Origin of the sequence: Ralstonia sp. UNC404CL21Col (assembly GCF_000620465.1) — a bacterium.
Classification (GTDB): Bacteria; Pseudomonadota; Gammaproteobacteria; order Burkholderiales; family Burkholderiaceae; genus Ralstonia; species Ralstonia flatus.
Genome location: NZ_JIBE01000004.1, coordinates 1,598,188 through 1,621,899 on the forward strand (window position 1 = coordinate 1,598,188; position 23,712 = coordinate 1,621,899).

The window sequence follows — 23,712 nt, forward strand, 5'->3', positions numbered from 1 at the left end:
GCAAAGAAAGGCGCGCCCGAGATGGCGACTTCCCCTTGAATTTATGTCGCAGGGAGGGAGGGGAGGCAAACTCGCTTCGCTCAAACAGGCCTCCCCTCTTTTTCCTCCCTGCAACAGAAATTCAAGGCGCCATCTAGGGCAAGGTACGGCCACACCTTCGCGGCGCTTGCCTTGGCGTCAATGTGAATTCGTCGATCGTGCTTAACGCTTGGTGGGGTCGAAATGCTTCTTCAGGCCTTGCCAGCATTCGAAGTACTTGGCTTGCAGTTGCGCGGATTCCGCTGCGAAGCGCGTGGGGCGGATCACGGCTGGCGTTTCGAACATGAAGGCCATCGTTGCGTCGACCTTGTGCGGCTTGGTGGTGTCGCCGTTGCTGGCTTTTTCGAACGTGTCGGCGTCGGGGCCGTGGCCGCTCATGCAGTTGTGCAGGCTGGCGCCGCCGGGCACGAAGCCTTCGGCCTTGGCGTCGTACACGCCCTGGATCAGGCCCATGAATTCGCTCGCGACGTTGCGGTGGAACCAGGGCGGGCGGAACGTGTTTTCGGCGGCCAGCCAGCGCGGCGGGAAGATCACGAAGTCGATCGTGTCCACGCCTGGTGTGGCGGAGGGGCTCTGCAGCACCAGGAAGATCGACGGGTCCGGATGGTCGTAGCTGATCGAGCCGATGGTGTTGAACAGGCGCAGGTCGTACTTGTACGGCGCGAGGTTGCCGTGCCAGGCCACCACATCCAGCGGCGAGTGGCCGATCTTCGCGGTCCACAGGCTGCCCTGGAATTTTGCGACGAGTTCGAAGTTGCCCTCGCGGTCTTCGTACCACGCGTGCGGGGTGAGGAAGTCGCGCGGGTTGGCCAGGCCGTTCGAGCCGATGACGCCCAGGTCCGGCAAGCGGAAGAGCGCGCCGAAGTTCTCGCAGATGTAGCCGCGCGCGTCGCCATCCGGCAGTTCGACGCGGAAGCGCACGCCGCGCGGGATGACGGCAATCTCCAGCGGCTCCACATCGACCACGCCCATCTCGGTCAGCAGGCGCAGGCGGCCTTGCTGCGGGACGATCAGCAGTTCGCCGTCGGCGTTGTAGAAGAAGCGGTCCGTCATCGACGCGTTGGCGGCGTACAGGTGGATGCCGCAGCCGGTTTGCGCGTCCGGCCCGCCGTTGCCGGCGAAGGTGACGATGCCGTCGATGAAATCGGTGCCGGCGGCAGGTGCGGGCAGCGGGTCCCAGCGCAGCTGGTTGGGCGAGGGCGGCACCTCGTTGAAGTTGCTGTGGAAACGGCTTTGCGCCATGGCCTCGAACGGCAGATGCACGGCGCCCGGGCGGATGCGATACAGCCACGAGCGGCGGTTGTGCGCACGCGGGGCGGTGAACGCCGTGCCGGAAATCTGTTCCGCATACAGGCCATACGGCGCCTTCTGCGGGGAGTTCTGGCCGTGCGGCAGCGCGCCGGGCAGGGCTTCGGTGGCGAACTCGTTGCCGAAGCCGCTCTGGTAAGCGGGCCGGTCCAGCGACGCGGGCGTGAATGCGTTCTTGACCGTCGGGGCGAGCATATTCATGGTGAAGTCCTTGGAGAAAAAGTCAGGAGCGTCTTCAGGGAAAGCGTAGTCGTTACCGGGCCATCAGGCGGGCTTGCCGGTTGCGCGACGTGAGGCAAAGCGTGCGGCGTCCGGGCCACTGGCGGCCAGCGTAAGCGCCAGCACCATGCCGAACGACACCATCGCCGGCACCGCGGCGGCCGAGAACAACGCCGGGCCGCTCCACTGCATGGCAATCAGTTGTCCGCCGATCACGGGGCCGATGACGGAGCCGATGCGGCCCACGCCGAGGCTCCAGCCGATGCCGGTGGCGCGCAGCGTGGTGGGGTAATACGTGGCGGCCAGCGCATTTACCGCAGGTTGTCCGCCGACGATGCAGAAGCCCGCCACGAACACCACCGCCACGAGCACGGGCAGCGCAGCCGCCACATGGCCGATCAGACCGACGGTGACGCAGGCGATCAGGAAGCACACGGCCAGCACGCGCACAAAGCCCAGGCGATCGATCAACCGGCCCAGCGTGAGCGTGCCGATCACACCGCCTACCTGCAGCGCGGTGGCGACCAGCACAGCGGTATCCGTCGGGTAACCGGCATCGCGAATCAGCGTCGGCAGCCAGTTCGACAGGAAGTACAGGTCGATCAGGTTCATGAAGTTGATGACCCACAGCACGAGCGTGACCTTGGCGCGGCCTTCCGTGAAGAGCGCGGAGACCGGCATGCCACGCGCGGCTGCCTCGGGCACCACGAATTGCGTCTGCGCGTTTACCTGCAGTTGCGGCGCCAGCTTGCCCAGCCAGCGAGCCAAACGCTGATGGCGTGTTTGTGGATCGCCCTTGAGCACCAAGTATTGGAGGGATTCCGGCAGCCACAGCACCATCATCACGCCAATGACAAGCGGCACCAGGCCGCCCACCAGAAACACGGCATGCCACCCAAAGCGCGACAGCAGCGCCGCGCTCACAAAGCCGCCAAGCGCCGCGCCGACAGTAAAGCCGCATGACACCAGCATCATCCAGGTCACGCGCGTGCGTGCGGGGCTGAACTCGCCGGCCAGCGCCATCGCGTTGGGCATGATGCAGCCCAGCCCCAGGCCCGTGACAAAGCGCAGGATAAGCAGGGCGTTCACCGTTTCCACCTGCGTGGTGGCCAGCATGCACGCTGCAAAAAAGAAGGTCGCAACGATCAGCACCGGCCGCCGCCCGAAGCGGTCGCCCAGCACGCCAAACACGAGCGAGCCGACCAGCATGCCGAACAGCCCCGCGCCGAACACTGGCCCGAGACTCGCCTTGGTGATGTTCCAGTCCTTGATGATGGCGGGCGCCACATAGCCCATGGCCTGCACATCAAAGCCGTCGATGATCAGGCACAGACCGCAGATGGCGAGCAACAGGATCTGGAAGCCGCCGACCTTGCCCTGATCGATCAGCCGGGCGAGGTCGATAGGCGCGGATGGGGCTTCGTGAACAGCGGGGGCAGGGCGCATGGTCGTCTCCGGTGGCGGCGTTGCCGCTCTGTTTTGGATTCTTGGTATGCGCGTATTGTCCGGATCGGATGAAAATTTGGAATATCAATGCGAGAATGCACGATATTGATATTGTGAATGTTGGGGCGCTGCCATGCTCAACCTGCGGGATGTCGACCTGAACCTGCTGGTGCTGTTTCAGGAAATCCTGCGCGAAAAGCGCATCTCCGTCGTGGCCGAGCGGCTGGGCCTGTCGCAGCCGGCGGTAAGCAACGCGCTGTCGCGCCTGCGCCAGACCTTTGACGATGAACTCTTTGTGCGCACCCCGCGCGGCATGATGCCGACCGCACTTGCTGAGCAATTGGCCGAACCGGTGGCGATGGCGCTCGACACGCTGCAGCGCGCCTTCGGCCAGCGCACGCATTTTGATGCGGCCACTTCCACGCGCACCTTCACGATTGCCATGAGCGATGTCGGCGAGGTGTATTTCATGCCGGTGTTGGCGCAGTTATGTGCCGAGCAGGCGCCCGGCGTGCGCATCGATACCATGCGGGCCGGCGGGTTCGACATGAAGGCCGAAATGGAGGCTGGCGCCATCGACCTTGCGATCGGCGCGTTCGATGATCTTTCCGGCGAGAGCCTCTTCCAGCGTCGCCTGTTCCGGCAGGATTACGTGACGATGTTCCGGCGCGGCCATGCGCTGTCGGAAGGCAAGCTGACGCTGGAGCGCTTTCGCGCAGCGTCGCACCTGGTGGTGGCAAGTTCGGCCAGCCCGTACAACGCCATCGGGCCGCTGCTCGACAAGGCGGGGATCACGCAGTCGGCGCGCTTTTCCGTGCCGCACTTCGTGGCGGTGCCGTACATCGTCAGCACGACCGACCTGGTGGTGACGGTGCCGCGCAAGCTGGCCGAGCGTGCGGCGCCGCCGTTCGGGCTGGAGTTCGTGGCGCCGCCGCTCAAGCTGCCCGCGTTGCAGACGAATGTCTTCTGGCACCGGCGTTTCCATCAGGACGCCGGCAACCAGTGGCTGCGCAACCTTGTCGCGCAGCGCTTTGCCGAACTGGAAGGCTAGGCGTCAGGCGGCCGAGACCGTGCGCTGCAATTGCTCGCCCAAGCCGGCGATGCCCAGGCGCATGGTCTGCCCAGGCTTGAGGTAGACCGGGTTCGGCTTGATGCCCAGTCCCACGCCCGGCGGCGTGCCTGTCGAGATGACATCGCCAGGCTGCAGGCTCATGCAGCGGCTCAGATACGCCACGAGTTGCGCGACACCAAACACCATCGTCCGCGTATTGCCGTTCTGATAGCGGTGGCCGTCCACCTCCAGCCAGAGGTCCAGCGCCTGCGGGTCGGGCACCTCGTCGCGCGTGACCAGCCACGGCCCGAGCGGACCGAACGTGTCGAAGCCCTTGCCCTTGTCCCACTGGCCGCCGCGCTCGATCTGCCATTCGCGCTCGGAAACGTCGTTGACGATGCAATAGCCGGCCACGTAGTCCAGCGCGTTGGCTTCGTCGATGTACTTGGCGGGCTTGCCGATGACCACGCCCAGTTCGACTTCCCAGTCGGTCTTGACGGAGCCGCGCGGGATTTCGATGTCGTCATTCGGGCCGCAGATGGCGCTGGTCCATTTGTTGAAGACGACCGGTTCGGACGGTACCGGCAGGCCGGACTCTGCGGCGTGGTCGGCGTAGTTCAACCCGATGCAGATGAACTTGCCGACACGCCCGACGCACGGGCCAATGCGGGGTTGGCCGCTGACGGCCGGCAGCGTGGCAGGGTCCACCTCGCGCAGCCGGGCGAGCGATGCGTCCGACAGCACGTTGCCCGCAATGTCGTCGACGATGCCCGACAGATCACGGAGAGTGCCGGTGGCATCGAGCAGGCCGGGTTTTTCTTGGCCCTGGGGGCCGAAGCGCAGCAGTTTCATGAAAAGCTCAGATCGGTTGGGGGAAAGGCATCAAGGTATCAATTTGACCAGCCGCCGTCGATCAGGTGGACTTGCCCCGTCGTAAAGGCGGCCTCGTCGGAAGCCAGATAGGCGGCCAGCGCGGCAATCTCTTCCGGCTGCCCGAGGCGCCCCATCGGCTGGCGTGCGACGAACGCCGCTTCGACTTCCGCGCGCGGCTTGCCTTGCGTGCGGGCTTGTTCATCGATGCGCTGGGCGAGGGATGGCGATACCACCGTGCCGGGGCAGATCGCATTGCAGCGGATACCGCGCGCCACAAAGTCTGCCGCCACGGATTTGGTCAGCCCGATCACCGCCGCCTTCGATGCGCCATACACAAAGCGGTTCGGCACGCCCTTGATGCTCGACGCGGCGGACGACATGTTGATGACACTGCCGCCGCCGCGTTCCAGCATGCCCGGCAGGAACGCGCGCAGGGTGCGGTACATCGACTTGACGTTGAGGTCGAACGAGAAATCCCACGCATCCTCATCGCACTCCAGCACCGAGCCGGCGTGTACGAAGCCCGCGCAGTTGAAGAGGATGTCGATGCCGCCAAGCTCGGCAGCGAGCGCATTGACCTGCCCGGTATCGCGCACGTCGAGGCGGTGGACCTCGAACGGCACATCGTTCAATGCATCGATGCGCAGGTCGGTGGCGATGACGCGGGCGCCTTCGCGGGCGAAGCGCTCGGCGCAGGCGCGGCCGATGCCTTGCGCAGCGGCTGTCACGAGCGCGGTCTTGCCCGCCAGGCGCCCGGGGAAAGCGGCGCCGCTCATTCTTTGGGCAGCAGGTAGGCCTGGCGCGCAAACAGGCGCCAGCCGTCCGGATGCTTCTTCCACACCTGCAGCACGCCGATATGCGCGGTGCTCGTCTTGCCGTCGGGCAGGTTGTTGACGGAGTCGAACACGTGACGCACCCAGGCGTTGTCGCCGTTGACCTGCACGGCCTGGTTGGTCAGCGCAATCGACTTGAATGAATTCGTGCCGTCCAGCGTCTTGAGGAAGGCTGCGCGGTCTTCCAGCTTGCCCGACGAGTGGCCGTAGGTCAGATCGTTCTCGATCAGCTTGGTGAGCGTGGCGCCGTCGCTGGCCACCATGGCAACGCGCAGGCGCTCCACGGCTTGCGCAACCGTGTCGGCATCGGTGGCGGCATGGGCGAGGGCGCTGCCGGCAGCGAGCGCAGCGGTCATCGCAACGCCCGCAATGCGGCGGACAAACGTGTGCAACAGCATGGGCAATCTCCTCTCTGATGGTGTGTGCGCTGCATCGCAGGCGGGGTCAGAAATGGGCTTCGCGGTGCGCGGCCTGTGGCGGCAGGCTTGCGGTTTCCGGCTCGGGCAACGGGGCCGCGCGGCCCACACGGCGCACCCACATCGCGGTCAGGATCGGCACGAGAATCGCAGTGACGAGGCACGCCGTGGCCACCAGCGCCGTGGCAGCCGGCACCATGGGTTTGAACCGGGGAATCATCTCGCCGATGATGGCCGGATTGGCGACCGCCGCTCCGGCCGTGGACGATGCCGCCAGCCCTGCGGCGCCATTGCCGCCGGCGATGAACTTGTCCGCCAGAATGAGCGGCACGCCTGTGATGACGATCACCGTCAGGCCGAGCAGCAGGCCCGAGAGCCCGCTGTTGGCAATCACGTGCAGATCGATGCCGTTGCCCAGCGCAAAGCCGAAGAACGGAATGAGCGGATGCACGCAGCGGCCGAACAGCTCGCGCAATTCACTGTCGAGATTGCCCAGCGTAAAGCCGATCAGGAACGGCAGTACCGCCCCCACGAACAACCGAGGCTCGAACACCGCAACGCCCGTCGCCCCCAGGATCAACATGCTGACGAGCGGGCCCGATTCGACCGACATCAGCACGAACGCGCCGGCTTCTTCCTTGGTGCCGTACTGCTGCATGACGGCGGCGTAGAGGCCGCCGTTGGTCATGTCCATCGACGTGGTGATGGCCAGCACCGACAGCCCGGCAAGGATGCCGGTCTTGATGCCTTCGTCTGGGATGAACTGCGCAGCCACCAGCGTCGCCAGCCACGCCACGGCAATCTTGGTGACGAGCAGCGTGCCCGACTTGCGCAGCACCACGCCGGTGGCATGCAGGTCGATGGTCGCGCCCATGCAGAAGAACCACACCGCCAGGATCGGCACCGTGCCGGTGATCAGGCCGTTGGTGAACGAGCCGAAGTACTTCCCGGCATCGGGCGCGAACGTATGCACGCATGCGCCCAGCAGCAGCGGCACGAGCATCAGCCCGCCCGGAATGCGGTCAATCGCCTTCTTGATCTTCACGTCTCCTCCATGAGCCTCTATGGGCTCGGTTGGTCAAGGTCCAACATCGTGGAGTGACTATAGCGGATGATGTGGAACGATGTTCCATATTTTTGACTTCGCGGATTTATCGTTTACCCTCGGCCGCAAATGTGTGCGGTGCAGCGTGCCCCAGCTTGATGCCGACTTCATCTCAAAAATATGGATCGACGTTCCGTATTTCTGTTTTTTGTGCTTCAATCCAACCCAGAACGGCCGGCGGCGCAGGACATGCCGGTACATCCCAACGGAGAAACGGCATGGAAGTGCGGCAAGGAATCCACAGCGAACACGCAAAAACCCTCGACACGGCGGGGCTGCGCCGGCAGTTTCTGGTGGAACAGGTGTTTGAGCGCGATGCGCTTCAGCTCACGTACAGCCATATCGACCGGATCATCGTTGGCGGCGCGTGGCCGGCGACGCGGCCGGTGGAGGTGCCGGCATCGCTGGCCAAGTCGATGGGCGTGAGTCATCTGCTGGAGCGCCGCGAGCTGGGTGCGATCAACATTGGCGGCGCGGGCTGGGTGGAAGTTGATGGCACGCGGCACGCCGTTGGCAATGAAGAGGCGATCTACATCGGCCAGGGCGGTCAGAACATCGTCTTCGGCAGCGACGATGCAGCGCGGCCCGCCAAGTTCTACATCAACTGTGCGCCGGCCCATACGGCGTATCCCACGCGCACGATCACGCTGGCGCAGGCGTCGCCCGAAACGCTGGGCGATCCGGCCACGAGCAACCGGCGCACGATCTACAAATTCATCGTGCCCGACGTGCTGCCCACCTGCCAGCTCTCGATGGGCATGACCAAGCTTGAGCCCGGCAGCCTGTGGAACACCATGCCGTGCCACACGCACGAGCGCCGCATGGAGGTCTATTTCTATTTCAACCTGCCCGACAACGCCGCCGTGTTCCACATGCTCGGCGAGCCGCAGGAGACGCGCCACATCCTCGTCCACAACGAGCAGGCGGTGATCTCGCCAAGCTGGTCGATCCACTCCGGCGTGGGCACCCAGGCGTACACCTTCATCTGGGGCATGGTCGGCGAGAACCAGGTGTTCCACGACATGGACCACATCGCCATCGCCGACCTGCGCTGACACCATGCGGCTCGAGAATCCCTATCTCCAGAGCGCAAGCCTGTTCGACCTGACCGGCAAGGTGGCCATCGTCACCGGCAGCAACACGGGGTTAGGCGCGGGCATGGCGACGGCGCTCGCGGCGGCTGGTTGCGACATCGTCGGGGCCAACCGCTCCGACCCGGCGGAGACGGCCGCGCGCGTGGAAGCGGCCGGCCGCCGGTTCGTCGACGTGCGCGCCGATCTGTCTTCTCTGGCGCCGATCGGCAGCATTGTCGAAGCCGCGATGGACACCTTCGGCCGCGTCGACATCCTCGTCAACAACGCCGGCATCATCCGCCGCTGTGACGCGCTGGAATTTTCCGAAGCCGATTGGGATGCGGTCATCGACGTCAACCTCAAGGGTGTGTTCTTTCTCTCGCAGGCGGTGGCGCGGCAGTTCGTGCAGCAAGGCGGGCGCGGCAAGATCATCAACGTGGCGTCAATGCTGTCGTTCCAGGGCGGCATTCGCGTGCCGTCTTACACGGCATCCAAGAGCGGTGTGCTGGGGCTCACCCGGCTGCTCGCCAACGAGTGGGCGGGGCGCGGCATCAACGTCAACGCCATCGCGCCGGGCTACATGGAAACCGACAACACAGCGCAACTGCGCGAAGACCGGCAGCGCAGCGAAGAGATCCTGGCGCGTATTCCGGCCGGGCGCTGGGGCGTGCCGGACGACCTTGCGGGCGCTGTGGTGTTTCTGGCGTCGGCCGCATCGGATTACGTGCACGGCCACACGCTCGCGGTGGATGGCGGCTGGCTGGCGCGATAGGCAAATCGGCGGGTGGATTGATGGAACGCGGTATGAGACCGGTTATGCTCTCTCCAGATTTTGAAATCACGGAACCACGAGAGATGAAAGCCACGCCCCGGCAACGCAAGCCGGAAGATCCGTCCGCCAATGAACCCCTTGATACCGGTGCGGATAAAGCCGAATCGGTCTCGGCGGTCGACAAGGTGTTCACCATCCTGGCCGCGATGGGGGAGCTTGGCGCCGTTGGCCCGAGCGAACTGTCGCAGCGCCTTGGCATGTCAAAGACGACCGTGCACCGTTTCCTGCAGTCGCTCAAAGGCCTCGGCTATGTTGCACAGGAAGGCGACACCGATCGGTATCGGCTGACCATCCGCCTGTTCGAGCTTGGCGCCAAGGCGCTGGAAAACGTCGACCTCGTCCGCGAGGCCGACACCGAAATGCGCCGCATCGGTCAGCTCACGCGCGAGGCCGTCCACCTCGGCGCGTTTGACGAAGACGCCATCATCTACATCCACAAGATCGATGCCGATTACGGCTTGCGCATGCAGTCGCGCATCGGCCGGCGCAATCCGCTGCACAGCACGGCCATCGGCAAGGTGCTGCTGGCCTACATGCCGCCGGAAGAGGCGCGCGAGGTGCTGTCGAAGGTCGAGTTCAGGAAGTCCACGCAGAAGACGCTCGCCTCCGCCGAGGCCGTGCTGAGCATCCTGCCGCGCGTGCGTCAGCAAGGTTTTGGCGAAGACAACGAAGAGCAGGAAGACGGGCTGCTGTGCATTGCCGTGCCGGTATTCGACCGCTTTGGCCGCGTGATTGCAGGGCTGTCGATCTCGTTCCCGACCATGCGTTGCGGCGCCGATACCAAGGCGCATTACGTTGCGCTGCTGCAGCAGGCAGGGGCGGCGATCTCGTCGCGCCTTGGGCATCACCCCGCATCCGCATCCGCATCTGACTGAGCGCTCTGCAGGATCAGCCAGTCCGTCCTATCCTCTGCGTTGTCTCTCGCATCTGAGATCTGAGCCTGTGCGCTCAGCATTCCATTCCCACCGTATTGGAGTCGATCACATGCGTTACAACCAGCTGGGCCGGACCGGCCTGTTCGTATCGGAGCTGTGCCTGGGCACGATGACCTTCGGCGGCAACGACGGCATCTGGCAGCACATTGGTGATTTGCAGCAAGCCGATGCCGAGCGCCTGATCGGGCGCGCGCTCGACGCCGGCATCAACTTCATCGACACGGCCGACGTGTACGCCAACGGCGCTGCTGAACAGATGACGGGGCAGGCGCTCAAGAACCTGAAGGTGTCGCGCGACAGCGTGGTCGTCGCCACCAAGGTGTTCGGCCAGACCGGTGAGAGCGTGAATGCGCGCGGCGCTTCGCGTTTCCACATCATGGATGGCATCAAGGCGAGCCTGAAGCGGCTGCAGCTCGACCATATCGATCTCTATCAGATCCATGGTTTCGACCCGGCCACGCCCATTGAGGAAACGGTGCGTGCGCTCGATACGCTCGTGCAGCATGGTCATGTGCGCTATGTGGGCGTATCGAATTGGGCGGCGTGGCAGATCGTCAAGGCGCTGGGGATTGCGGAACGCCTCGGCTGTGCGCGCTTCGAAAGCCTGCAGGCGTATTACACCGTGGCCGGCCGCGACCTCGAGCGCGAACTCGTGCCGATGCTCAAGAGCGAAGGCCTCGGCCTGATGGTGTGGAGCCCGCTGGCCGGCGGGCTGCTCAGCGGCAAATACACGCGCGAGCAGCACGGCGAGCAAGACAGCCGCCGCAACAAGTTCGACTTCCCGCCGGTGGACCGGGCGCGCGCCTACACCTGCGTCGATGCCATGCGCGTCATGGCCACGGCGCGCAGCGTGTCGGTCGCGCAGATTGCGCTCGCCTGGCTGCTGCATCAACGCGCGGTCACCACCGTGATCGTCGGTGCGAAGAAGATCGAGCAGCTCGACGACAACATTGCCGCCACCAAGGTCGAACTGACGGCAGAAGAGCTGTCGCAGCTCGACGAACTGAGCAAGCTTCCGCCCGAATACCCGGGTTGGATGCTGGAGCGGCAAGGCGAGTACCGGCGCGGGCAGCTTGCCGGAACCCGGCACGCTGCGCGCTAATCTGCCGGCTCAAAACCTTCGCCTTTGAAAACGCGGCGCGGGTTGCCGCGCTCCACCTGCAGATGGAGCGCGCGCCGCTGCGCACGCTGTGCCGCATCGGCAGCCGCATCGTGGTCCGCCAGCTTATGAGCGAGCAGCAGCACGGCCAGCCGCTTGTTGGCGTGCTGGCTGCGCTCCGTCTGCACCTTCACGCTGATGCCTGTGGCGATATGTGTGGCCCGTACGGCCGACTCCGTCTTGTTGACATGCTAGCCGCCCGGTCCCGAAGAACGTGTGGTCTCGAAGCGGATCTCGCCCGGTAGCGTTTCCGACGGCGCCGCACAGCGCGCCACCCCGGCGAACCAATTCTTGCGAGCGTGTCGCGGTCGATAGGGGCTCGGGCAGATCCATTGGATCGTGCCTTCCCAGGCTCGCGCCACGGTCTCCTCGGCATCGCCGTCCAGGCTGATCAAGGCAGAACGCAGGGTGCCGGCACGTTCACCGTCTTCCTGTTCCAGCAGTTCGAGCTGGACACCTGCGTCTGCGGACTCGCGTTGCAGGCGGTCCAGCGCTTTCGCCACGGCCAGCTCGCATTCGGCCGGCCCCTGCGCAGAAGAGAGTTGCAATAACACCATCAGCAGCACTCCCCGCGTGTCTTGTACGTCAGCACCGGGCGCAGGCGCGCGAGCACCTTGACCAGGCCGGCGTCCACCAGCGGCGCGATCACGCTCTCGATCGGCTTGTAGGCTTCGGGCGCTTCTTCGTAAATCAACTGCTTGTCTTCGCAGATGACGTGGCTGCCGAGCTTCGTGCGATTGAGCTGCGCAGGCGTGAAGCGGCGGATGAGCCGGTCTTTGCACTCGCTGCGCATCCACTTGCGACCCGCGCCGTGGGCGAGCGAGAACAAGCCGTGCTCGCTCGGGCGTGGCGCGACGAGGTAGCTGTAATCGCCACGCGAACCGGGAATGACGACCACGCCGGCATCCGACGGCGTCGCGCCCTTGCGATGCAGCCAGCCGCGTTCGCCAAACACCGTGGCCGGTGCGACAAAGTTGTGATGCACGTCGAGCAGCGCCTTGCCCTGCGCGTGCAGGCGGTCGAGCATGCGACGCGCGATCAGTTCGCGGTTGGCCTTGGCAAAGTGCAGCGCCGTGTCGTGGCGCGTCAGATAAGCGGCGCACGCCGCATCATCCTGCGCGAGCCCGGCGTGCCCATACGCGCGCACATGCTCATCGAGGATGGCTTGGCCGAGCCCGCGCGAGCCGCTATGCACGAGCAGCAGAAGCTGGCGCGGGTCCAGCGGCAGGTTCTCTGCATCGTAGATCTCGTCGATGCGCTGCAGCTCCGCAAAGTGGTTGCCACCGCCGATGGTGCCCAGCGCGGCATCGAAGCCCGTATCCGCCGGCGCCAACGCGGCGGCAAGCTCGCGCCAGCTTTCGTCGAGCGGCGTGTCGATGTTGCCCAGACGCTTTTCAAGCTTGTCGAGGCTGACTTTGCTGGCATCGAGGTGGGTGGACCACAGCGTCATGCCGCAGCCGATGTCGTTGCCGATTAGCGCCGGATACAGGCGGCCAACGGAGAAAAATGCGGCGCCAACGGGATAACCGCGACCGGGATGCAGGTCGGGCATGCCGGCCACATGCCGCATGCCGTCGAGCGCTTTGGTGGTTTGAAGTTGCCGGATCGCGTCGCCTTCGATCCAGGTGTCGTCCGAGGCGATCAGGGAGACGCCGTCGAACAAATGCAAGATGCAATTGCCCATGAATGGTCCATATCAGGTCTGAAAAAAAATCTGATGTGGCAGGCCGAAGGCCGGGGCAATGCGAAGACGCTGCGAACTACAGCGCGAGAGATTCGATCAACCCAGGCAAGGGCCTGCAAAGGGGAAAGCAAGGTGACGCATGATGTTTTTTCCTCCTATGCAAAATGGTTGATCGGTAAGCGGGGCGGATACTAGCACCGCGCTTTGCGCACTCGCAAGTACGATCAAACGTAAGTGTTGGATTGTTGAAACGCGACCGCGCTCAGGTGGCACCTGCTGGCAATGCCAGTCGCGCCGCGGTCAGCGCTTCGCGCAGGACCGCCATGTCGCCGATATGGTTTGCGAGCAGCAGGATGAGCTGCGCATTGAGCATCGCGCTGTGCTCGTCGCTCAGGTTGCGGTGCGCGTCGACCAGCGCCTCGTAGAAATCGTCCGGACGGGGCAGGTTGGGTTGCGTGTTCAGCGGCATGGTGATCGCGGTATTGGCTCAAGCGGAGACGGTCGCGCGCGACGTTGCCGCAGGCGCGGTCTGGCCGGTGGCGCGGAGCAACGCGGCGGCCAGCTTGGCCGGCGCCAGCGCGCGCCAGCGTGCGCAGACGTGCTGGTCCGGCCGGATCAGGTAGATCGTGCCGGGGCGCGCGTCATAGCGTTGCGCGACCAGCCCGTCGATGTCTTCCAGCGCCGTTACGTTGGCCGAGACTGTGCCCATGCCGCCGGCCGGGAAGATGGCCAGCGTCGGCAACGGCAGCGCGTCGACGTGTTCTCCCGCGCCGCAGAAGCGCAACGCGGTGAAGCTGCCGTGCAGATGGCTGAGCAGCCAGTCGGCGCGGCCATCGGCATGGCGTACCGGCGCATCGAGTGCGACAGCGCCGGGCGCGAGCGTGCAGGCGAAAGGCGCTTCATCCGCTGTCTGCAACGGAGAACCCTCAAGCACCGTCGGCATCGAGAGCCGCCCGCTGTTGACCAGCGTCCGCGCAAACGGATAGTGCTTGGCCAGGCGCAGCGTGGCATCGCGAAAGAGCCGGCTGACCGCGCTCTTGGGCGTGATGAAATCGGTCGAGCGTGTGGAGTGGCGGATGTTGTCGTCGGCGGCAAACTCGCGTTCGCTCGCGTACGTGTCCAGCAGCGTGTCGGGCGCATCGCCGGCCAGCACCATGCGCAATTTCCACGCGAGGTTTTCGGCGTCTTGCAAACCGCTGTTGGCGCCACGTGCGCCGAACGGCGAGACACGGTGTGCCGCATCGCCGATAAAGAGCACTCGGCCGTGGCGGAAGCGGTCCATGCGTTCGCACGAGAACGTATAGACGCTGACCCATTCCAGTTCGAAATCGACGCCTTCCCCCAGGAGCGCGCGCACGCGTGGGATGACGCGCTCGGGTTGCTTCTCGGCCACGGGGTCGGCGTCCCAGCCGAGCTGGAAATCGATGCGCCAGACGTTGTCGGGCTGATGGTGCAGCAGCACCGATTGATTCGGATGGAACGGCGGATCAAACCAGAACCAACGCTCGCTCGGGAAGGGCGCATCCATGCGCACGTCGGCGATCAGGAAGCGGTCTTTGAACGTCTGGCCGCGGGCTTCAAGGCCCATCATGTGCCGCACCGGGCTGCGCGAGCCGTCGGCGGCGACCACGTATTGCGCGCGCTGCTCGTACGTGCCGTCGGGCGTCTCGATGCTGAGCGTCACGCCGTCGGCATCCTGCGTGAGGGCCGTCACCTTGTTCTTCCAGCGCAGTTCGATGTTCGGCAGGGCTTGCGCGCGTTCAACGAGAAAGCCCTCGACGTAGTACTGCTGGAGGTTGATGAACGCCGGCCGGCGGTGGCCGGTTTCGGGCAGCAGGTCAAAGCTGTAGAGCAGTTCGTCCTTCAGGTAGACCTTGCCGACGTTCCAGCTCACGCCCTTGTCGACCATGCAGTCGCCGCAGCCGAGCCGATCGAAAATCTCCAATGACCGCTTGGAGAAACAGATCGCGCGCGAGCCGGTCGACAGCGTGCAATCGTCGTCAACGACGACCACGGCCACACCCTGCTGCGCCAGATCGATGGCCGTGGCCAACCCAACCGGCCCCGCGCCGACGATGACGACGGGGCGAGCCGCACGTGCCGCGCCGGGCTGCTGCTCGGCGCACGGCGCATACGCGAAGACGCGATTCTGGAAGTCGGGATTCATGTTCAGCCTTGCAGGGCGGCCCACATTTCCTTGTCGCGCTCGGCTGTCCAGATGCGCGGGTGCTTGATGCCGCTGGCCTCGTCAAAGGCGCGCGTCACGTCAAACGGCAGGCAGTGCTCGTAAATGAAGACGCTGCCGAATTTCGGGTCCATGGCCGCGCGGGTGTGCGCCATGGCGGCCTTCAGGTCCATCTTCTGCGCGACGGCTTCCTTGCCACGTTGCAGCAGCGTGGACACGAAATCCCGCGTATAGGCGAGCCCCTTGTCGACCTCGGCCGGATTGAGCAACGCGGGGCCGCGGCCGGGCACGAGCTTGTCGGCGCCGAGCGCGCGCAGCGCATCGAGTGTGGCGGGCCATTCTTCGAGCTGCGCATCGCCGCAGTAGCAGGCGGCGTCGTATTCGACGAGGTCACCGGAGAACAGCACCTTCTGCGACGGAATCCACACCACCGTGTCGCCCTTCGTGTGGCCGGGGCCGAGGTGCAGGATCTTCACTTCCAACTGGCCAAGGAACAGCGTGAGTTCGCGCTCGAACACCAGCGTCGGCCAGGTCAGGCCGGGCACGGTTTCAACGCCCGCGAACAGGCGCGGAAAGCGCTCGATCTCGGACTTCATATCGGCTTCACCGCGCTCGACGATCATTTCGTACGTGCCGCGGCTGGCAATGATGTTCTGCGCACCCTCGGCAAAGTAGGCTGACGCGCCGAGCACGCGCACCGCGTGATAGTGCGACAGCACCACATGCTTGATCGGCTTATCAGTGATGGCGCGGATGCGTGCGATCAGGTCTTGCGCCATCGCAGGTGTGGCGGTGGTGTCGACGATCAGCACCGAGTCGTCGCCGATGATGACGCCGGAGTTGGGGTCGCCCTCGGCGGTGTAGGCGTAAGCGTTGGGGGAGAGCTGGGTGAAGGTGACTTGTTTGGCCTCGAGGTCGGCTTGCGAGGCGAAGGCTTTGGCCATTCTGTCACTCCTGGTGTAGTGGATTACGGTTGGGGGAATTGTTCTTCAACGTGTATGGGCCCAAAAGCCAGGGTTGGGGTGCGGTAATACCGGGCCATACCGAACGCTGGCAATCATAGACCGCAGGGTCTGGAGATGCGCCTAGGGTATACGTGAATTATGATTAGAAGCATGGTTTCTACAATGCATAAAAATCAAAAAATAGCCGTCAGAGCGAGGCTGCGTGCTACGCTCGCAGCACTTTCTCGGCCCGACCCGGGCCAGCCCAGCCCAGCCCAGCCAATACGCCCCCGAGACATGGAGACCACGGAAGTCGAAGACGACCTGCCACCCGATGGCGATGCGGAAGACGCGCGCGCAAGCCGTGACCGCTCGGGCATCCAATCCATCGAAGTCGGTGCGCAATTGCTGGTGGCGCTCACGCGTGCCATGCGGGCGATGGCGCTCGGCGATCTGGCGCGCGCGGCGGGCATGCATCCTTCCAAGGCGCACCGCTATCTCGTGAGCCTGCAGCGGGTGGGCGCGGTGTCGCAGGACCCGCTGACTGGCCGCTACGAACTTGGCCCGTTTGCGCTGCGCCTGGGCCTCGCCAGCCTCAACCGCTCCGATGCCATCGTCCGCACACGCCCGTTGCTTGCCGGCCTGCGAGACCAGACCGGCCACACCATCGGCATTGCGGTGTGGAGCGATCGTGGCCCGACCGTCGTGCATTGGGAAAAGGCCGGCGGCGCGCCTGGCGTGAACCTGCGCATCGGCGACGTCTTGCCGATGCTCAATTCCGCCACCGGCCGCCTGTTCGGCGCCTATCAGCCGATGGAACAGACGCTGCCCTTGGTGGAACGCGAACTGCACGAGCGTGCCGGTGACGACCTCCCCGGCCTGCCGCGGTCTCTGACGGATTACTACCGCCTGTGCGAAGACGTCCGCACCGAAGGCGCATCGTGGGTGTCGGGCAGTCTGCTGCCGGGCGTGAACGCGCTGTCGCTGCCGGTGTTTGGCGCGCGCGGTCAACTTGTGCTGGTGTTGATCGCGCTGAACTTGCAACCGCTGTTTCACGCGCAGCGCGGCGGCGAGCTGGAACATACGCTGCGCACGTTCGTGATGCGCGTGTCTGCCATGCTGCAGGCGCCTGCGGAAAGTCCTCCGAAGGCCGGCGGCCGGCGGAGCAAGGCGGCGCGTTAGGGTTGTCGCCAATTTCATCCTGTCGTAAGAAATTTACTATCTCGTAACTCGTGGCGCCCCCTTGCCCGGTCGACATCCGGTGCGAACTCCACGACTACAAGAACGAGGAGCTTCATGGACTTGTCGATTGCCGCCATCCTGGCGCAAGACGGCGTGACATCGGGCGCGATCTACGCGCTGCTGGCGCTGGCGCTCGTGCTGGTGTTTTCCGTCACGCGCGTGATCTTCATCCCGCAGGGCGAATTCGTCGCGTATGGCGCGCTCACGCTGGCGGCCATCCAGGCCAACAAGGCGCCGCTCTCGGCCAGCATGCTCGTCGCGCTGGGCGTGCTGACGTTCCTCGTCGAGATGGGGCGCACGTTGCTGCAACCTGAACTGCGCCTGCATGCGCTGCGCACGGGCGCCATCTATGCGGGCAAATACCTCGTCTTTCCGGTTGCCGTGTACATCGCCGCCCGCATGCTCGCCCCGATGACGCTGCCGATGATTGCGCAGGTCGCGTTGACGCTGCTGATCGTCATTCCCATGGGCCCGATGATCTACCGCCTGGCCTATGAGCCGTTGGCCGAAGCCACCACGCTGGTGCTGCTGATCGTTTCGGTGGGCGTGCACTTTGCAATGGTCGGCCTCGGTCTCGTGATGTTCGGCGCGGAAGGCTCGCGCACGGATGCGTTTTCCGATGCGCGCTTTGACCTGGGCGCGCTCAGCGTGTCGGGCCAGAGCCTGTGGGTGGTGGCCGTGTCGGTGCTGATGATCGTGGGGCTGTACTTCTACTTTGGCCGCACGGTGTCGGGCAAGGCGCTGCGCGCGACGGCGGTGAACCGGCTTGGTGCGCGGCTGGTCGGCATCGGCACCACGCAAGCCGGGCGCCTGGCGTTCACGCTGGCGGCGGCATTGGGCGCCCTGTGCGGCATCCTGATTGCGCCGCTCACCACGGTCTACTACGAGTCCGGTTTCCTGATCGGCCTGAAGGGCTTCGTTGGCGCCATCGTGGGCGGGCTCGTGAGTTATCCGGTGGCGGCACTGGGCGCGCTGCTGGTGGGGCTGCTGGAGTCGTATTCATCGTTCTGGGCGTCGGCGTTCAAGGAAGTGATCGTGTTCACGCTGATCATTCCGGTGCTGCTGTGGCGATCGCTCACCACCAAGCATGTCGAGGAAGAGGAATAAGCCGATGAACACGCTGACCAAATCTTCCGAAGGCACGGCGCAGCGCGGCTGGCTGTCGCGCAACCGCGTGCTGACCGCGTTGTTCGTCGTTGTGCTGGTGTTGATCCCGATCGTGCCCACGCCCGAGTTCTGGATCACGCTGCTGAACTACATCGGGCTCTATAGCCTCGTGGCGCTAGGGCTGGTGCTGCTCACGGGGGTGGGCGGGCTGACGTCGTTCGGGCAAGCGGCGTTCGTTGGCCTCGGCGCATACAGCACCGCCTATCTGACAACGCAGTACGGTGTCTCGCCGTGGATCGGCTTGCTGGCCGGGCTGGCGATCACCGTGGTCAGCGCCTACGTGATCGGCCTGATCACGATGCGCATGTCGGGGCACTACCTGCCGCTGGCGACGATTGCGTGGGGCCTGTCGCTCTTCTTCCTCTTCGGCAACCTGGAATTCCTCGGCAAGTACGACGGGCTGAACGGCATTCCGGTGCTGAACGTGCTGGGTAAATCGCTGCAGACCGGCCGCGAGATGTTCTACCTGATCTGGGCTGTCGTTGTCGTGGCGGTGCTGGCGGTGCAGAACCTGCTGAATTCGCGCCCAGGCCGCGCCATCCGCGCGCTCAAGGGCGGTGGCACGATGGCCGAGGCGATGGGGGTGAACACCGCGTGGATGAAGGTGGTGATCTTTGTATTTGCGGCGGTGCTGGCGTGCATTTCGGGCTTTCTCTATGCGCATCTGCAGCGCGCGGTGAACCCCACGCCGTTCGGTCTGAACTACGGCATTGAATACCTGTTCATGGCGGTGGTCGGCGGCGTGGGACACGTGTGGGGCGCGGTGCTTGGCGCGGGTTTGCTGACCATCCTGAAAGACAGCCTGCAGAGCGTCCTGCCGAAACTGCTGGGCTCCAACGGCAACTTCGAGATCATCGTCTTCGGCGTGCTGCTGGTGCTGTTGCTCCAGTACGCGCGTGATGGCGTCTGGCCGTTCATCCGCAAGCTTTTCCCATCGGCCCCCACGGCCCATGCACCCGACGACGCCCCGGCACTCAAGCAGCGGGAGAAGCCGCAAGCCGGTGAACTGATCCTCGACGTGCGCGCCGCTCGCAAGGAGTTCGGCGGCCTGGTTGCCGTGAACGACGTCAGCTTCCAGGTGAAGGCCGGCGAGATCATCGGCCTGATCGGCCCCAATGGCGCGGGCAAGTCGACCACCTTCAACCTGGTGACCGGCGTGCTGCCTGTCACGCGTGGCGAGGTGCTCTACCGTGGCGAGCGCATCAGCGGCAAGCCTTCGCGCGAGATCGTCAAACGCGGTATCGGTCGCACCTTCCAGCATGTGCAATTGCTGTCGGGCATGACTGTCTTGGAAAACGTAGCGCTCGGCGCCCATCTGCGCGGCGATTTTGCAGCGCAGGGCGGCGTGCTCGCCAGCGTGGTGCGCATGAACCAGGCCGAAGAGCAGAAGCTGCTGTTTGAAGCACGCCGCCAGCTGGAGCGCGTGGGCCTGGCCGATTGCATGTACCAGGAGGCCGGCAGCCTCGCGCTGGGCCAGCAGCGCATTCTGGAAATCGCTCGCGCGCTGTGTTGCGACCCGGCGCTGCTTTTGCTCGATGAGCCGGCCGCCGGCCTGCGCTACAAGGAAAAGCAGGCGCTGGCTGCGCTGCTTACCAAGCTCAAGGCCGAAGGCATGAGCGTGCTGCTGGTCGAGCACGACATGGACTTCGTCATGAACCTCACCGATCGGCTGGTCGTCATGGAGTTCGGCACCAAGATTGCCGAAGGGCTGCCGCAAGAAGTGCAGCAGAACCCCGCGGTGCTGGAAGCCTACCTGGGCGGCGTGGAATAAGGAGAACGCGCATGTCAGTCATCCTGGAAGTGAAGGACCTGCACGTCCGCTACGGCAAGGTGGAAGCGTTGCACGGCGCCAACCTGAAGGTAGAGGCGGGCCAGATCGTGACCGTCATCGGCCCGAACGGCGCAGGCAAATCGACCATGCTGGGCGCCGTCATGGGTGCGCTACCGACCAACGGTTCGGCCAGCGGCGTGGTCACGTATCTCGGCCACAACCTGACCGGTTTGCCGGTGGAAAAGCGCGTGGCGCGCGGCATGTGCCTCGTTCCGGAAAAGCGGGAGCTGTTTGCCACCATGAGCGTCGAAGACAACCTCGTGCTTGGCGCGTACCGCCGTAAGCGTGCGGGCGAGCGCAACTATCTCGACCAGATGGAAGTGGTGTACGACTTGTTCCCGCGTCTGAAAGAGCGCCGCGCGCAGGAGGCCGGCACGCTTTCGGGCGGCGAGCGCCAGATGCTGGCAGTGGGCCGTGCGTTGATGGCCAAGCCCCAGTTGCTGATGCTGGATGAGCCAAGCCTCGGCCTCGCGCCGCTCATTGTCAAAGAGATCTTCCACATCATCAGCGACCTGCGCAAAACCGGCGTGGCAACGCTGCTGATCGAACAGAACGCACGTGCCGCGCTGCAGGTGGCCGACTACGGTTATGTGCTGGAAACGGGCGACATGACGCTCGAAGGTCCGGCGCAGGAATTGGCCGTCAACCCGCGCGTGATCGAAACCTACCTGGGTCTGGCCAAGAAGGCCGCTTGAGCGCGGCCCGGTGCAGGATCAATCGTCGTAATCGCGACGATGATGCCGGCGCCATTCACGCTCGCGCCAGCGTTGTTCGCGCCATTGGCGTTCCTGCCATTCGCGACCGCGCCCATCGTCGTAGTAGCCCGGTGCAACGATGACCGGCTGCGGCGCGACATAGGCGGGCGGCGCGTAGTACGCCGGGGGCGGGGGCGGGGCGTACACCGGCGCCGGTGCATAGACCGGCGCGGGTTCGACATAAACGGGCGCGACCGGCACGCCGATTCCAATGTCGACATTGACGCGGGCCAGAGCCGCCTGCGACGACAGTGCGGCAGCGGCTGCCAGCACGTACAGCGCGAAGTTCTTATGCATGTGGGAATTCCTCAGGACGCCGCACTGTAGTGGAACCGGGCGCGCGCAGTCTTACAGAAGCGATACGGATGTTGCAAATTGTAACGGAGTGACGCCATGGCCGCTCACAGCCACGCGCGCTCCATCAATTCCGCGTCTGTTCCGTAAATGGCGCGCAGTGCTGCCGATGCGGCGCTATCCACCTCGGCGGACCGATAACCCAGGCGCCGCCAGAACACATCCGCGCCTTGCACCGCCACCAGCCGAGAGTGGCGCAACCCCTGCGCATGGGCGCTGGCGAATGCCGTGGCGTAAAGCTGCTCGCCCAAACGCTGGCCGCGACCGGCCGGCGCGATGGCCATGTCGTGCACGAACCAAAGCACATCGGCCGCATCCGCAACGGGCAGCGGCACGTGCAGTTTGGGCGGCGTCCATGCATGCCACGCATGCGAAAGCAAGTAGCCCACCACCTCGCCGCCGCGCAAGGCGACCAGGCACAGGGCCGGACTGCGCGCCCAGCGGCTGGCAAGCGCGTCGCCCGGTTCGAGAAAGCCGTCTCCGTAACACGCCTGCTGCACGGCCAGGATGCCCGGCAGGTCCTCTGCAAGGATCGAGCGGATGACGAGTTCGGGCATGGGTGTGCGGTCGGACGAAAACGGCAGAGTTTAACGGAGCGGTTTCGCGCATCATGCCGTTTTCGCATAACGTGGCCACACATCGGTATTCGCGGCATGGCGCACGTATCCTATAGATTCGTTGGCAGGGCAGTCCCGCCCACACTTGAATCCTCTCTCCCAGCATGTCGCGAATCCTCTTCCTGAACGGCCAATACGTGCCGGCCGCCGAAGCCACCGTCTCTGTCATGGACCGTGGCTTTACCTTTGCCGATGGCATCTATGAAGTGACCGCCGTGGCGCGCGGCAAGCTCGTCGATAGCGACGCGCACCTCGCCCGCCTGACGCGTTCGCTGTCCGAGATTGGCATCGACAACCCGTACACCGCTGCTGAATGGACGCGTGTGTGCGAAGAGCTGGTGGCGCGCAATGGGCTGGAAGAGGGCGTGGTCTACATGCAGGTCACGCGCGGCGTGGCTGAGCGCGATTTCGGCATCCCGGCCGACATCACGCCGACGGCCGTGGCGTTCACCCAGGTCAAGTCCATCGTCAACAGTCCGCTGGCCAAGAAAGGCGCAACCGTGGTGACGGTGCCCGACCTGCGCTGGAAGCGTTGCGACATCAAGAGCGTCGGCTTGCTGCCGCAGGTGATGGCCAAGCAGATCGCCGCCCGCGCCGGCGCGCATGAAGCCTGGATGACCGACGGCGACCGCGTGACCGAAGGCGCGTCCTCAACCGCGTTCATCATCACCGCCGATAAGCGCCTGATCACGCGTCCGCTGTCGAACGCTGTGCTGCCGGGCATCACGCGTGTGTCGATCCTGACGCTGGCGCGTGAACATGGCCTGACAATGGAGGAGCGCACCTTTACCGTCGCCGAAGCTCAACAAGCCGCCGAAGCGTTCTATACGAGCGCGTCGACGTTCGTGATGCCCGTCGTGTCCATCGACGGCGTGCAGATCGGCAGCGGCCAGCCGGGCCCGCTCACGCAGGCGCTGCGCACGCTGTATCTGCGTTTTGCCGGCGTGGACGTTGCCGAGCCCGTCGACCAGATGTGACGTAAGCGGTTGCGCCAGCGCGGTAGAATCGCCCGCTGAGTTTTTTTGCAGCAAGGCGAGACACCCCATGAACACAGGAGGCTGGCGCTGGCAAAGCGCCATCGCGGCGACCGCTCTGGTTGCCGCGCAGTGGGCAGCGATGCCCGTATCCGCACAAACCATTTCTGCGTCGGCCGCTGTGCCGACGGGGGCCGCGCAAGCCGTTTCGGGCGATGCGGCACCCGCCCTCGAATCCGCCAGCGCCGATTCCCGGTGGCGCCGGTTCGAGAGCATCAACGGCATCGTTTCGTACATTGACCGGCAATCGGTCAAGCCGCAGCCCGGCGCCGCGGCGGATGCCAATTCGTCCACCGTGCACTTCCGGCTGCTGCGCAACGTGCTGCCCGACTTCACGATCAAGACAGCCGATGGGCAGCCCATCCGCTCGTCGGTCAAACAGGTCGTGCTCGATTGCGCGCGACACAGCTATACGGTGATTGCGCAAACGCTCTATCGCGCGCGCAACGCCACCGGCAAGCCGCTCTACCAGATCCACTACGGCGACGAAGCGCAAAGCCGCTCGCTGCGCGAAGGCAGCGTGTTCGAGTGGATCGCCGGGCGCTTTTGCGGGGCGGGCCACTAACGCTTGGGTCAGCATGGGCGGCGTAAATGCCGCCCGGGGCGTTCC

General features: G+C 64.9%; 23 protein-coding genes and 1 pseudogene. 11 read left to right on the top strand and 13 right to left on the bottom strand.

Translation table 11 applies throughout. From position 1 onward, the window contains the following. Window positions 1-201 precede the first annotated feature (201 nt). Window positions 202-1,548, bottom strand: a complete 1,347-nt coding sequence (hmgA, locus tag N511_RS0115325; RefSeq protein ID WP_027680119.1) for a homogentisate 1,2-dioxygenase — start codon at window positions 1,546-1,548, stop codon at window positions 202-204. Window positions 1,549-1,611: 63 nt separating this feature from the next. Further along, window positions 1,612-3,012, bottom strand: a complete 1,401-nt coding sequence (locus tag N511_RS0115330) for an MFS transporter (protein ID WP_027680120.1) — start codon at window positions 3,010-3,012, stop codon at window positions 1,612-1,614. A 133-nt stretch (window positions 3,013-3,145) separates the two neighbouring features. Between N511_RS0115330 and N511_RS0115335 the strand changes: the two genes are divergently transcribed. Further along, complete coding sequence (locus N511_RS0115335; protein ID WP_027680121.1) at window positions 3,146-4,063, top strand: LysR family transcriptional regulator; 918 nt, start codon at window positions 3,146-3,148, stop codon at window positions 4,061-4,063. Between the two features lie 3 nt (window positions 4,064-4,066). Here N511_RS0115335 and N511_RS0115340 read toward each other — a convergent pair whose 3' ends face one another. From N511_RS0115340 to kdgT, 4 genes are read right to left on the bottom strand one after another with little or no spacing between them, the layout of a single operon-like run. Next, window positions 4,067-4,915, bottom strand: a complete 849-nt coding sequence (locus tag N511_RS0115340) for an ureidoglycolate lyase (protein ID WP_027680122.1) — start codon at window positions 4,913-4,915, stop codon at window positions 4,067-4,069. 38 nt (window positions 4,916-4,953) lie between these two features. After that, window positions 4,954-5,712, bottom strand: coding sequence for an SDR family oxidoreductase (locus N511_RS0115345; RefSeq protein WP_027680123.1), 759 nt, complete (start codon window positions 5,710-5,712; stop codon window positions 4,954-4,956). Then, the gene (locus N511_RS0115350; RefSeq protein ID WP_027680124.1) at window positions 5,709-6,167 is read right to left on the bottom strand and encodes a nuclear transport factor 2 family protein; all 459 of its coding nucleotides are present in this window, start codon (window positions 6,165-6,167) and stop codon (window positions 5,709-5,711) included. Before N511_RS0115350 ends, N511_RS0115345 begins: the two co-directional genes overlap by 4 nt. Before the next feature lie 46 nt (window positions 6,168-6,213). Further along, window positions 6,214-7,230 carry a 2-keto-3-deoxygluconate transporter gene (gene kdgT, locus N511_RS0115355; protein WP_027680125.1) on the bottom strand — a complete coding sequence of 339 codons (1,017 nt, stop codon included), beginning with the start codon at window positions 7,228-7,230 and terminating at the stop codon, window positions 6,214-6,216. A 278-nt stretch (window positions 7,231-7,508) separates the two neighbouring features. Between kdgT and kduI the strand changes: the two genes are divergently transcribed. The 4 genes from kduI to N511_RS0115375 all read left to right on the top strand — a co-directional run bounded on the left by kduI (window position 7,509) and on the right by N511_RS0115375 (window position 11,232). After that, window positions 7,509-8,345 carry a 5-dehydro-4-deoxy-D-glucuronate isomerase gene (gene kduI, locus N511_RS0115360; RefSeq protein ID WP_027680126.1) on the top strand — a complete coding sequence of 279 codons (837 nt, stop codon included), beginning with the start codon at window positions 7,509-7,511 and terminating at the stop codon, window positions 8,343-8,345. 4 nt (window positions 8,346-8,349) lie between these two features. Next, window positions 8,350-9,135, top strand: a complete 786-nt coding sequence (gene kduD / locus N511_RS0115365) for a 2-dehydro-3-deoxy-D-gluconate 5-dehydrogenase KduD (protein WP_027680127.1) — start codon at window positions 8,350-8,352, stop codon at window positions 9,133-9,135. A gap of 83 nt (window positions 9,136-9,218) precedes the next feature. Then, window positions 9,219-10,070 (top strand): DNA-binding transcriptional regulator KdgR, encoded by an 852-nt coding sequence (gene kdgR, locus N511_RS0115370; protein WP_027680128.1) that lies wholly within the window; start codon window positions 9,219-9,221, stop codon window positions 10,068-10,070. A 109-nt stretch (window positions 10,071-10,179) separates the two neighbouring features. Further along, window positions 10,180-11,232 (top strand): aldo/keto reductase, encoded by a 1,053-nt coding sequence (locus N511_RS0115375; protein ID WP_027680129.1) that lies wholly within the window; start codon window positions 10,180-10,182, stop codon window positions 11,230-11,232. On the opposite strand, the pseudogene prfH reads toward N511_RS0115375, so the two are convergent. From prfH to N511_RS0115400, 5 genes and pseudogenes are all read right to left on the bottom strand, one after another. After that, a pseudogene (gene prfH / locus N511_RS24310) lies at window positions 11,229-11,846 on the bottom strand (peptide chain release factor H). The gene N511_RS0115375 and the pseudogene prfH sit on opposite strands and share 4 nt — an antisense overlap. Continuing rightward, window positions 11,846-12,973 (bottom strand): RNA ligase RtcB family protein, encoded by a 1,128-nt coding sequence (locus tag N511_RS0115385; protein WP_027680130.1) that lies wholly within the window; start codon window positions 12,971-12,973, stop codon window positions 11,846-11,848. The pseudogene prfH and the gene N511_RS0115385 overlap by 1 nt, the downstream one beginning before the upstream one ends. 262 nt (window positions 12,974-13,235) lie before the next feature. Continuing rightward, the gene (locus N511_RS0115390; protein WP_027680131.1) at window positions 13,236-13,442 is read right to left on the bottom strand and encodes a DUF2783 domain-containing protein; all 207 of its coding nucleotides are present in this window, start codon (window positions 13,440-13,442) and stop codon (window positions 13,236-13,238) included. Between the two features lie 18 nt (window positions 13,443-13,460). Further along, complete coding sequence (locus N511_RS0115395) at window positions 13,461-15,140, bottom strand: FAD-dependent oxidoreductase (RefSeq protein ID WP_027680132.1); 1,680 nt, start codon at window positions 15,138-15,140, stop codon at window positions 13,461-13,463. Window positions 15,141-15,142: 2 nt separating this feature from the next. After that, window positions 15,143-16,102: an MBL fold metallo-hydrolase gene (locus N511_RS0115400; RefSeq protein ID WP_027680133.1), complete on the bottom strand. Its 960-nt coding sequence runs from the start codon at window positions 16,100-16,102 to the stop codon at window positions 15,143-15,145. 297 nt (window positions 16,103-16,399) lie between these two features. Between N511_RS0115400 and N511_RS0115405 the strand changes: the two genes are divergently transcribed. The 4 genes from N511_RS0115405 (at window position 16,400) to N511_RS0115420 (ending at window position 21,037) form a co-directional block, all read left to right on the top strand. After that, a complete protein-coding gene (locus N511_RS0115405) occupies window positions 16,400-17,284 on the top strand; it encodes an IclR family transcriptional regulator (protein WP_027680134.1) in 885 nt (294 codons plus the stop codon). 114 nt (window positions 17,285-17,398) lie between these two features. Further along, on the top strand, window positions 17,399-18,451 hold the full coding sequence (locus tag N511_RS0115410; RefSeq protein ID WP_027680135.1) for a branched-chain amino acid ABC transporter permease: 1,053 nt from the start codon (window positions 17,399-17,401) through the stop codon (window positions 18,449-18,451). A gap of 4 nt (window positions 18,452-18,455) precedes the next feature. Further along, window positions 18,456-20,282: a branched-chain amino acid ABC transporter ATP-binding protein/permease gene (locus N511_RS0115415; protein WP_027680136.1), complete on the top strand. Its 1,827-nt coding sequence runs from the start codon at window positions 18,456-18,458 to the stop codon at window positions 20,280-20,282. Window positions 20,283-20,293: 11 nt separating this feature from the next. After that, window positions 20,294-21,037: an ABC transporter ATP-binding protein gene (locus N511_RS0115420; protein ID WP_027680137.1), complete on the top strand. Its 744-nt coding sequence runs from the start codon at window positions 20,294-20,296 to the stop codon at window positions 21,035-21,037. An 18-nt stretch (window positions 21,038-21,055) separates the two neighbouring features. On the opposite strand, the gene N511_RS0115425 is transcribed toward N511_RS0115420, so the two are convergent. Together N511_RS0115425 and N511_RS0115430 are read right to left on the bottom strand one after the other, a co-directional pair. Continuing rightward, the gene (locus N511_RS0115425) at window positions 21,056-21,394 is read right to left on the bottom strand and encodes a hypothetical protein (RefSeq protein ID WP_027680138.1); all 339 of its coding nucleotides are present in this window, start codon (window positions 21,392-21,394) and stop codon (window positions 21,056-21,058) included. Window positions 21,395-21,498: 104 nt separating this feature from the next. Further along, a complete protein-coding gene (locus N511_RS0115430) occupies window positions 21,499-22,008 on the bottom strand; it encodes a GNAT family N-acetyltransferase (protein WP_027680139.1) in 510 nt (169 codons plus the stop codon). Window positions 22,009-22,172: 164 nt separating this feature from the next. Here N511_RS0115430 and N511_RS0115435 point away from each other — a divergent pair, with 164 nt between their 5' ends. Together N511_RS0115435 and N511_RS0115440 are read left to right on the top strand one after the other, a co-directional pair. Further along, window positions 22,173-23,045 (top strand): D-amino-acid transaminase, encoded by an 873-nt coding sequence (locus N511_RS0115435; RefSeq protein WP_027680140.1) that lies wholly within the window; start codon window positions 22,173-22,175, stop codon window positions 23,043-23,045. A gap of 67 nt (window positions 23,046-23,112) precedes the next feature. Continuing rightward, window positions 23,113-23,667 (top strand): surface-adhesin E family protein, encoded by a 555-nt coding sequence (locus N511_RS0115440; protein WP_027680141.1) that lies wholly within the window; start codon window positions 23,113-23,115, stop codon window positions 23,665-23,667. Window positions 23,668-23,712 lie beyond the last annotated feature (45 nt).

Excerpts from the sequence above, each read along its gene's own strand:
- N511_RS0115385 (WP_027680130.1), bottom strand. The coding sequence starts at position 12,973 with ATGGGCAATTGCATCTTGCATTTGTTCGACGGCGTCTCCCTGATCGCC.
- N511_RS0115395 (WP_027680132.1), bottom strand. The coding sequence starts at position 15,140 with ATGAATCCCGACTTCCAGAATCGCGTCTTCGCGTATGCGCCGTGCGCC.
- N511_RS0115435 (WP_027680140.1), top strand. The coding sequence starts at position 22,173 with ATGTCGCGAATCCTCTTCCTGAACGGCCAATACGTGCCGGCCGCCGAA.
- N511_RS0115340 (WP_027680122.1), bottom strand. The coding sequence starts at position 4,915 with ATGAAACTGCTGCGCTTCGGCCCCCAGGGCCAAGAAAAACCCGGCCTG.
- kduI (WP_027680126.1), top strand. The coding sequence starts at position 7,509 with ATGGAAGTGCGGCAAGGAATCCACAGCGAACACGCAAAAACCCTCGAC.
- N511_RS0115375 (WP_027680129.1), top strand. The coding sequence starts at position 10,180 with ATGCGTTACAACCAGCTGGGCCGGACCGGCCTGTTCGTATCGGAGCTG.
- N511_RS0115330 (WP_027680120.1), bottom strand. The coding sequence starts at position 3,012 with ATGCGCCCTGCCCCCGCTGTTCACGAAGCCCCATCCGCGCCTATCGAC.
- kdgR (WP_027680128.1), top strand. The coding sequence starts at position 9,219 with ATGAAAGCCACGCCCCGGCAACGCAAGCCGGAAGATCCGTCCGCCAAT.
- N511_RS0115440 (WP_027680141.1), top strand. The coding sequence starts at position 23,113 with ATGAACACAGGAGGCTGGCGCTGGCAAAGCGCCATCGCGGCGACCGCT.
- N511_RS0115405 (WP_027680134.1), top strand. The coding sequence starts at position 16,400 with ATGGAGACCACGGAAGTCGAAGACGACCTGCCACCCGATGGCGATGCG.
- N511_RS0115415 (WP_027680136.1), top strand. The coding sequence starts at position 18,456 with ATGAACACGCTGACCAAATCTTCCGAAGGCACGGCGCAGCGCGGCTGG.
- N511_RS0115430 (WP_027680139.1), bottom strand. The coding sequence starts at position 22,008 with ATGCCCGAACTCGTCATCCGCTCGATCCTTGCAGAGGACCTGCCGGGC.
- kduD (WP_027680127.1), top strand. The coding sequence starts at position 8,350 with ATGCGGCTCGAGAATCCCTATCTCCAGAGCGCAAGCCTGTTCGACCTG.
- N511_RS0115335 (WP_027680121.1), top strand. The coding sequence starts at position 3,146 with ATGCTCAACCTGCGGGATGTCGACCTGAACCTGCTGGTGCTGTTTCAG.
- N511_RS0115410 (WP_027680135.1), top strand. The coding sequence starts at position 17,399 with ATGGACTTGTCGATTGCCGCCATCCTGGCGCAAGACGGCGTGACATCG.
- N511_RS0115390 (WP_027680131.1), bottom strand. The coding sequence starts at position 13,442 with ATGCCGCTGAACACGCAACCCAACCTGCCCCGTCCGGACGATTTCTAC.
- N511_RS0115420 (WP_027680137.1), top strand. The coding sequence starts at position 20,294 with ATGTCAGTCATCCTGGAAGTGAAGGACCTGCACGTCCGCTACGGCAAG.
- N511_RS0115400 (WP_027680133.1), bottom strand. The coding sequence starts at position 16,102 with ATGGCCAAAGCCTTCGCCTCGCAAGCCGACCTCGAGGCCAAACAAGTC.
- N511_RS0115350 (WP_027680124.1), bottom strand. The coding sequence starts at position 6,167 with ATGCTGTTGCACACGTTTGTCCGCCGCATTGCGGGCGTTGCGATGACC.
- N511_RS0115425 (WP_027680138.1), bottom strand. The coding sequence starts at position 21,394 with ATGCATAAGAACTTCGCGCTGTACGTGCTGGCAGCCGCTGCCGCACTG.
- N511_RS0115345 (WP_027680123.1), bottom strand. The coding sequence starts at position 5,712 with ATGAGCGGCGCCGCTTTCCCCGGGCGCCTGGCGGGCAAGACCGCGCTC.
- hmgA (WP_027680119.1), bottom strand. The coding sequence starts at position 1,548 with ATGAATATGCTCGCCCCGACGGTCAAGAACGCATTCACGCCCGCGTCG.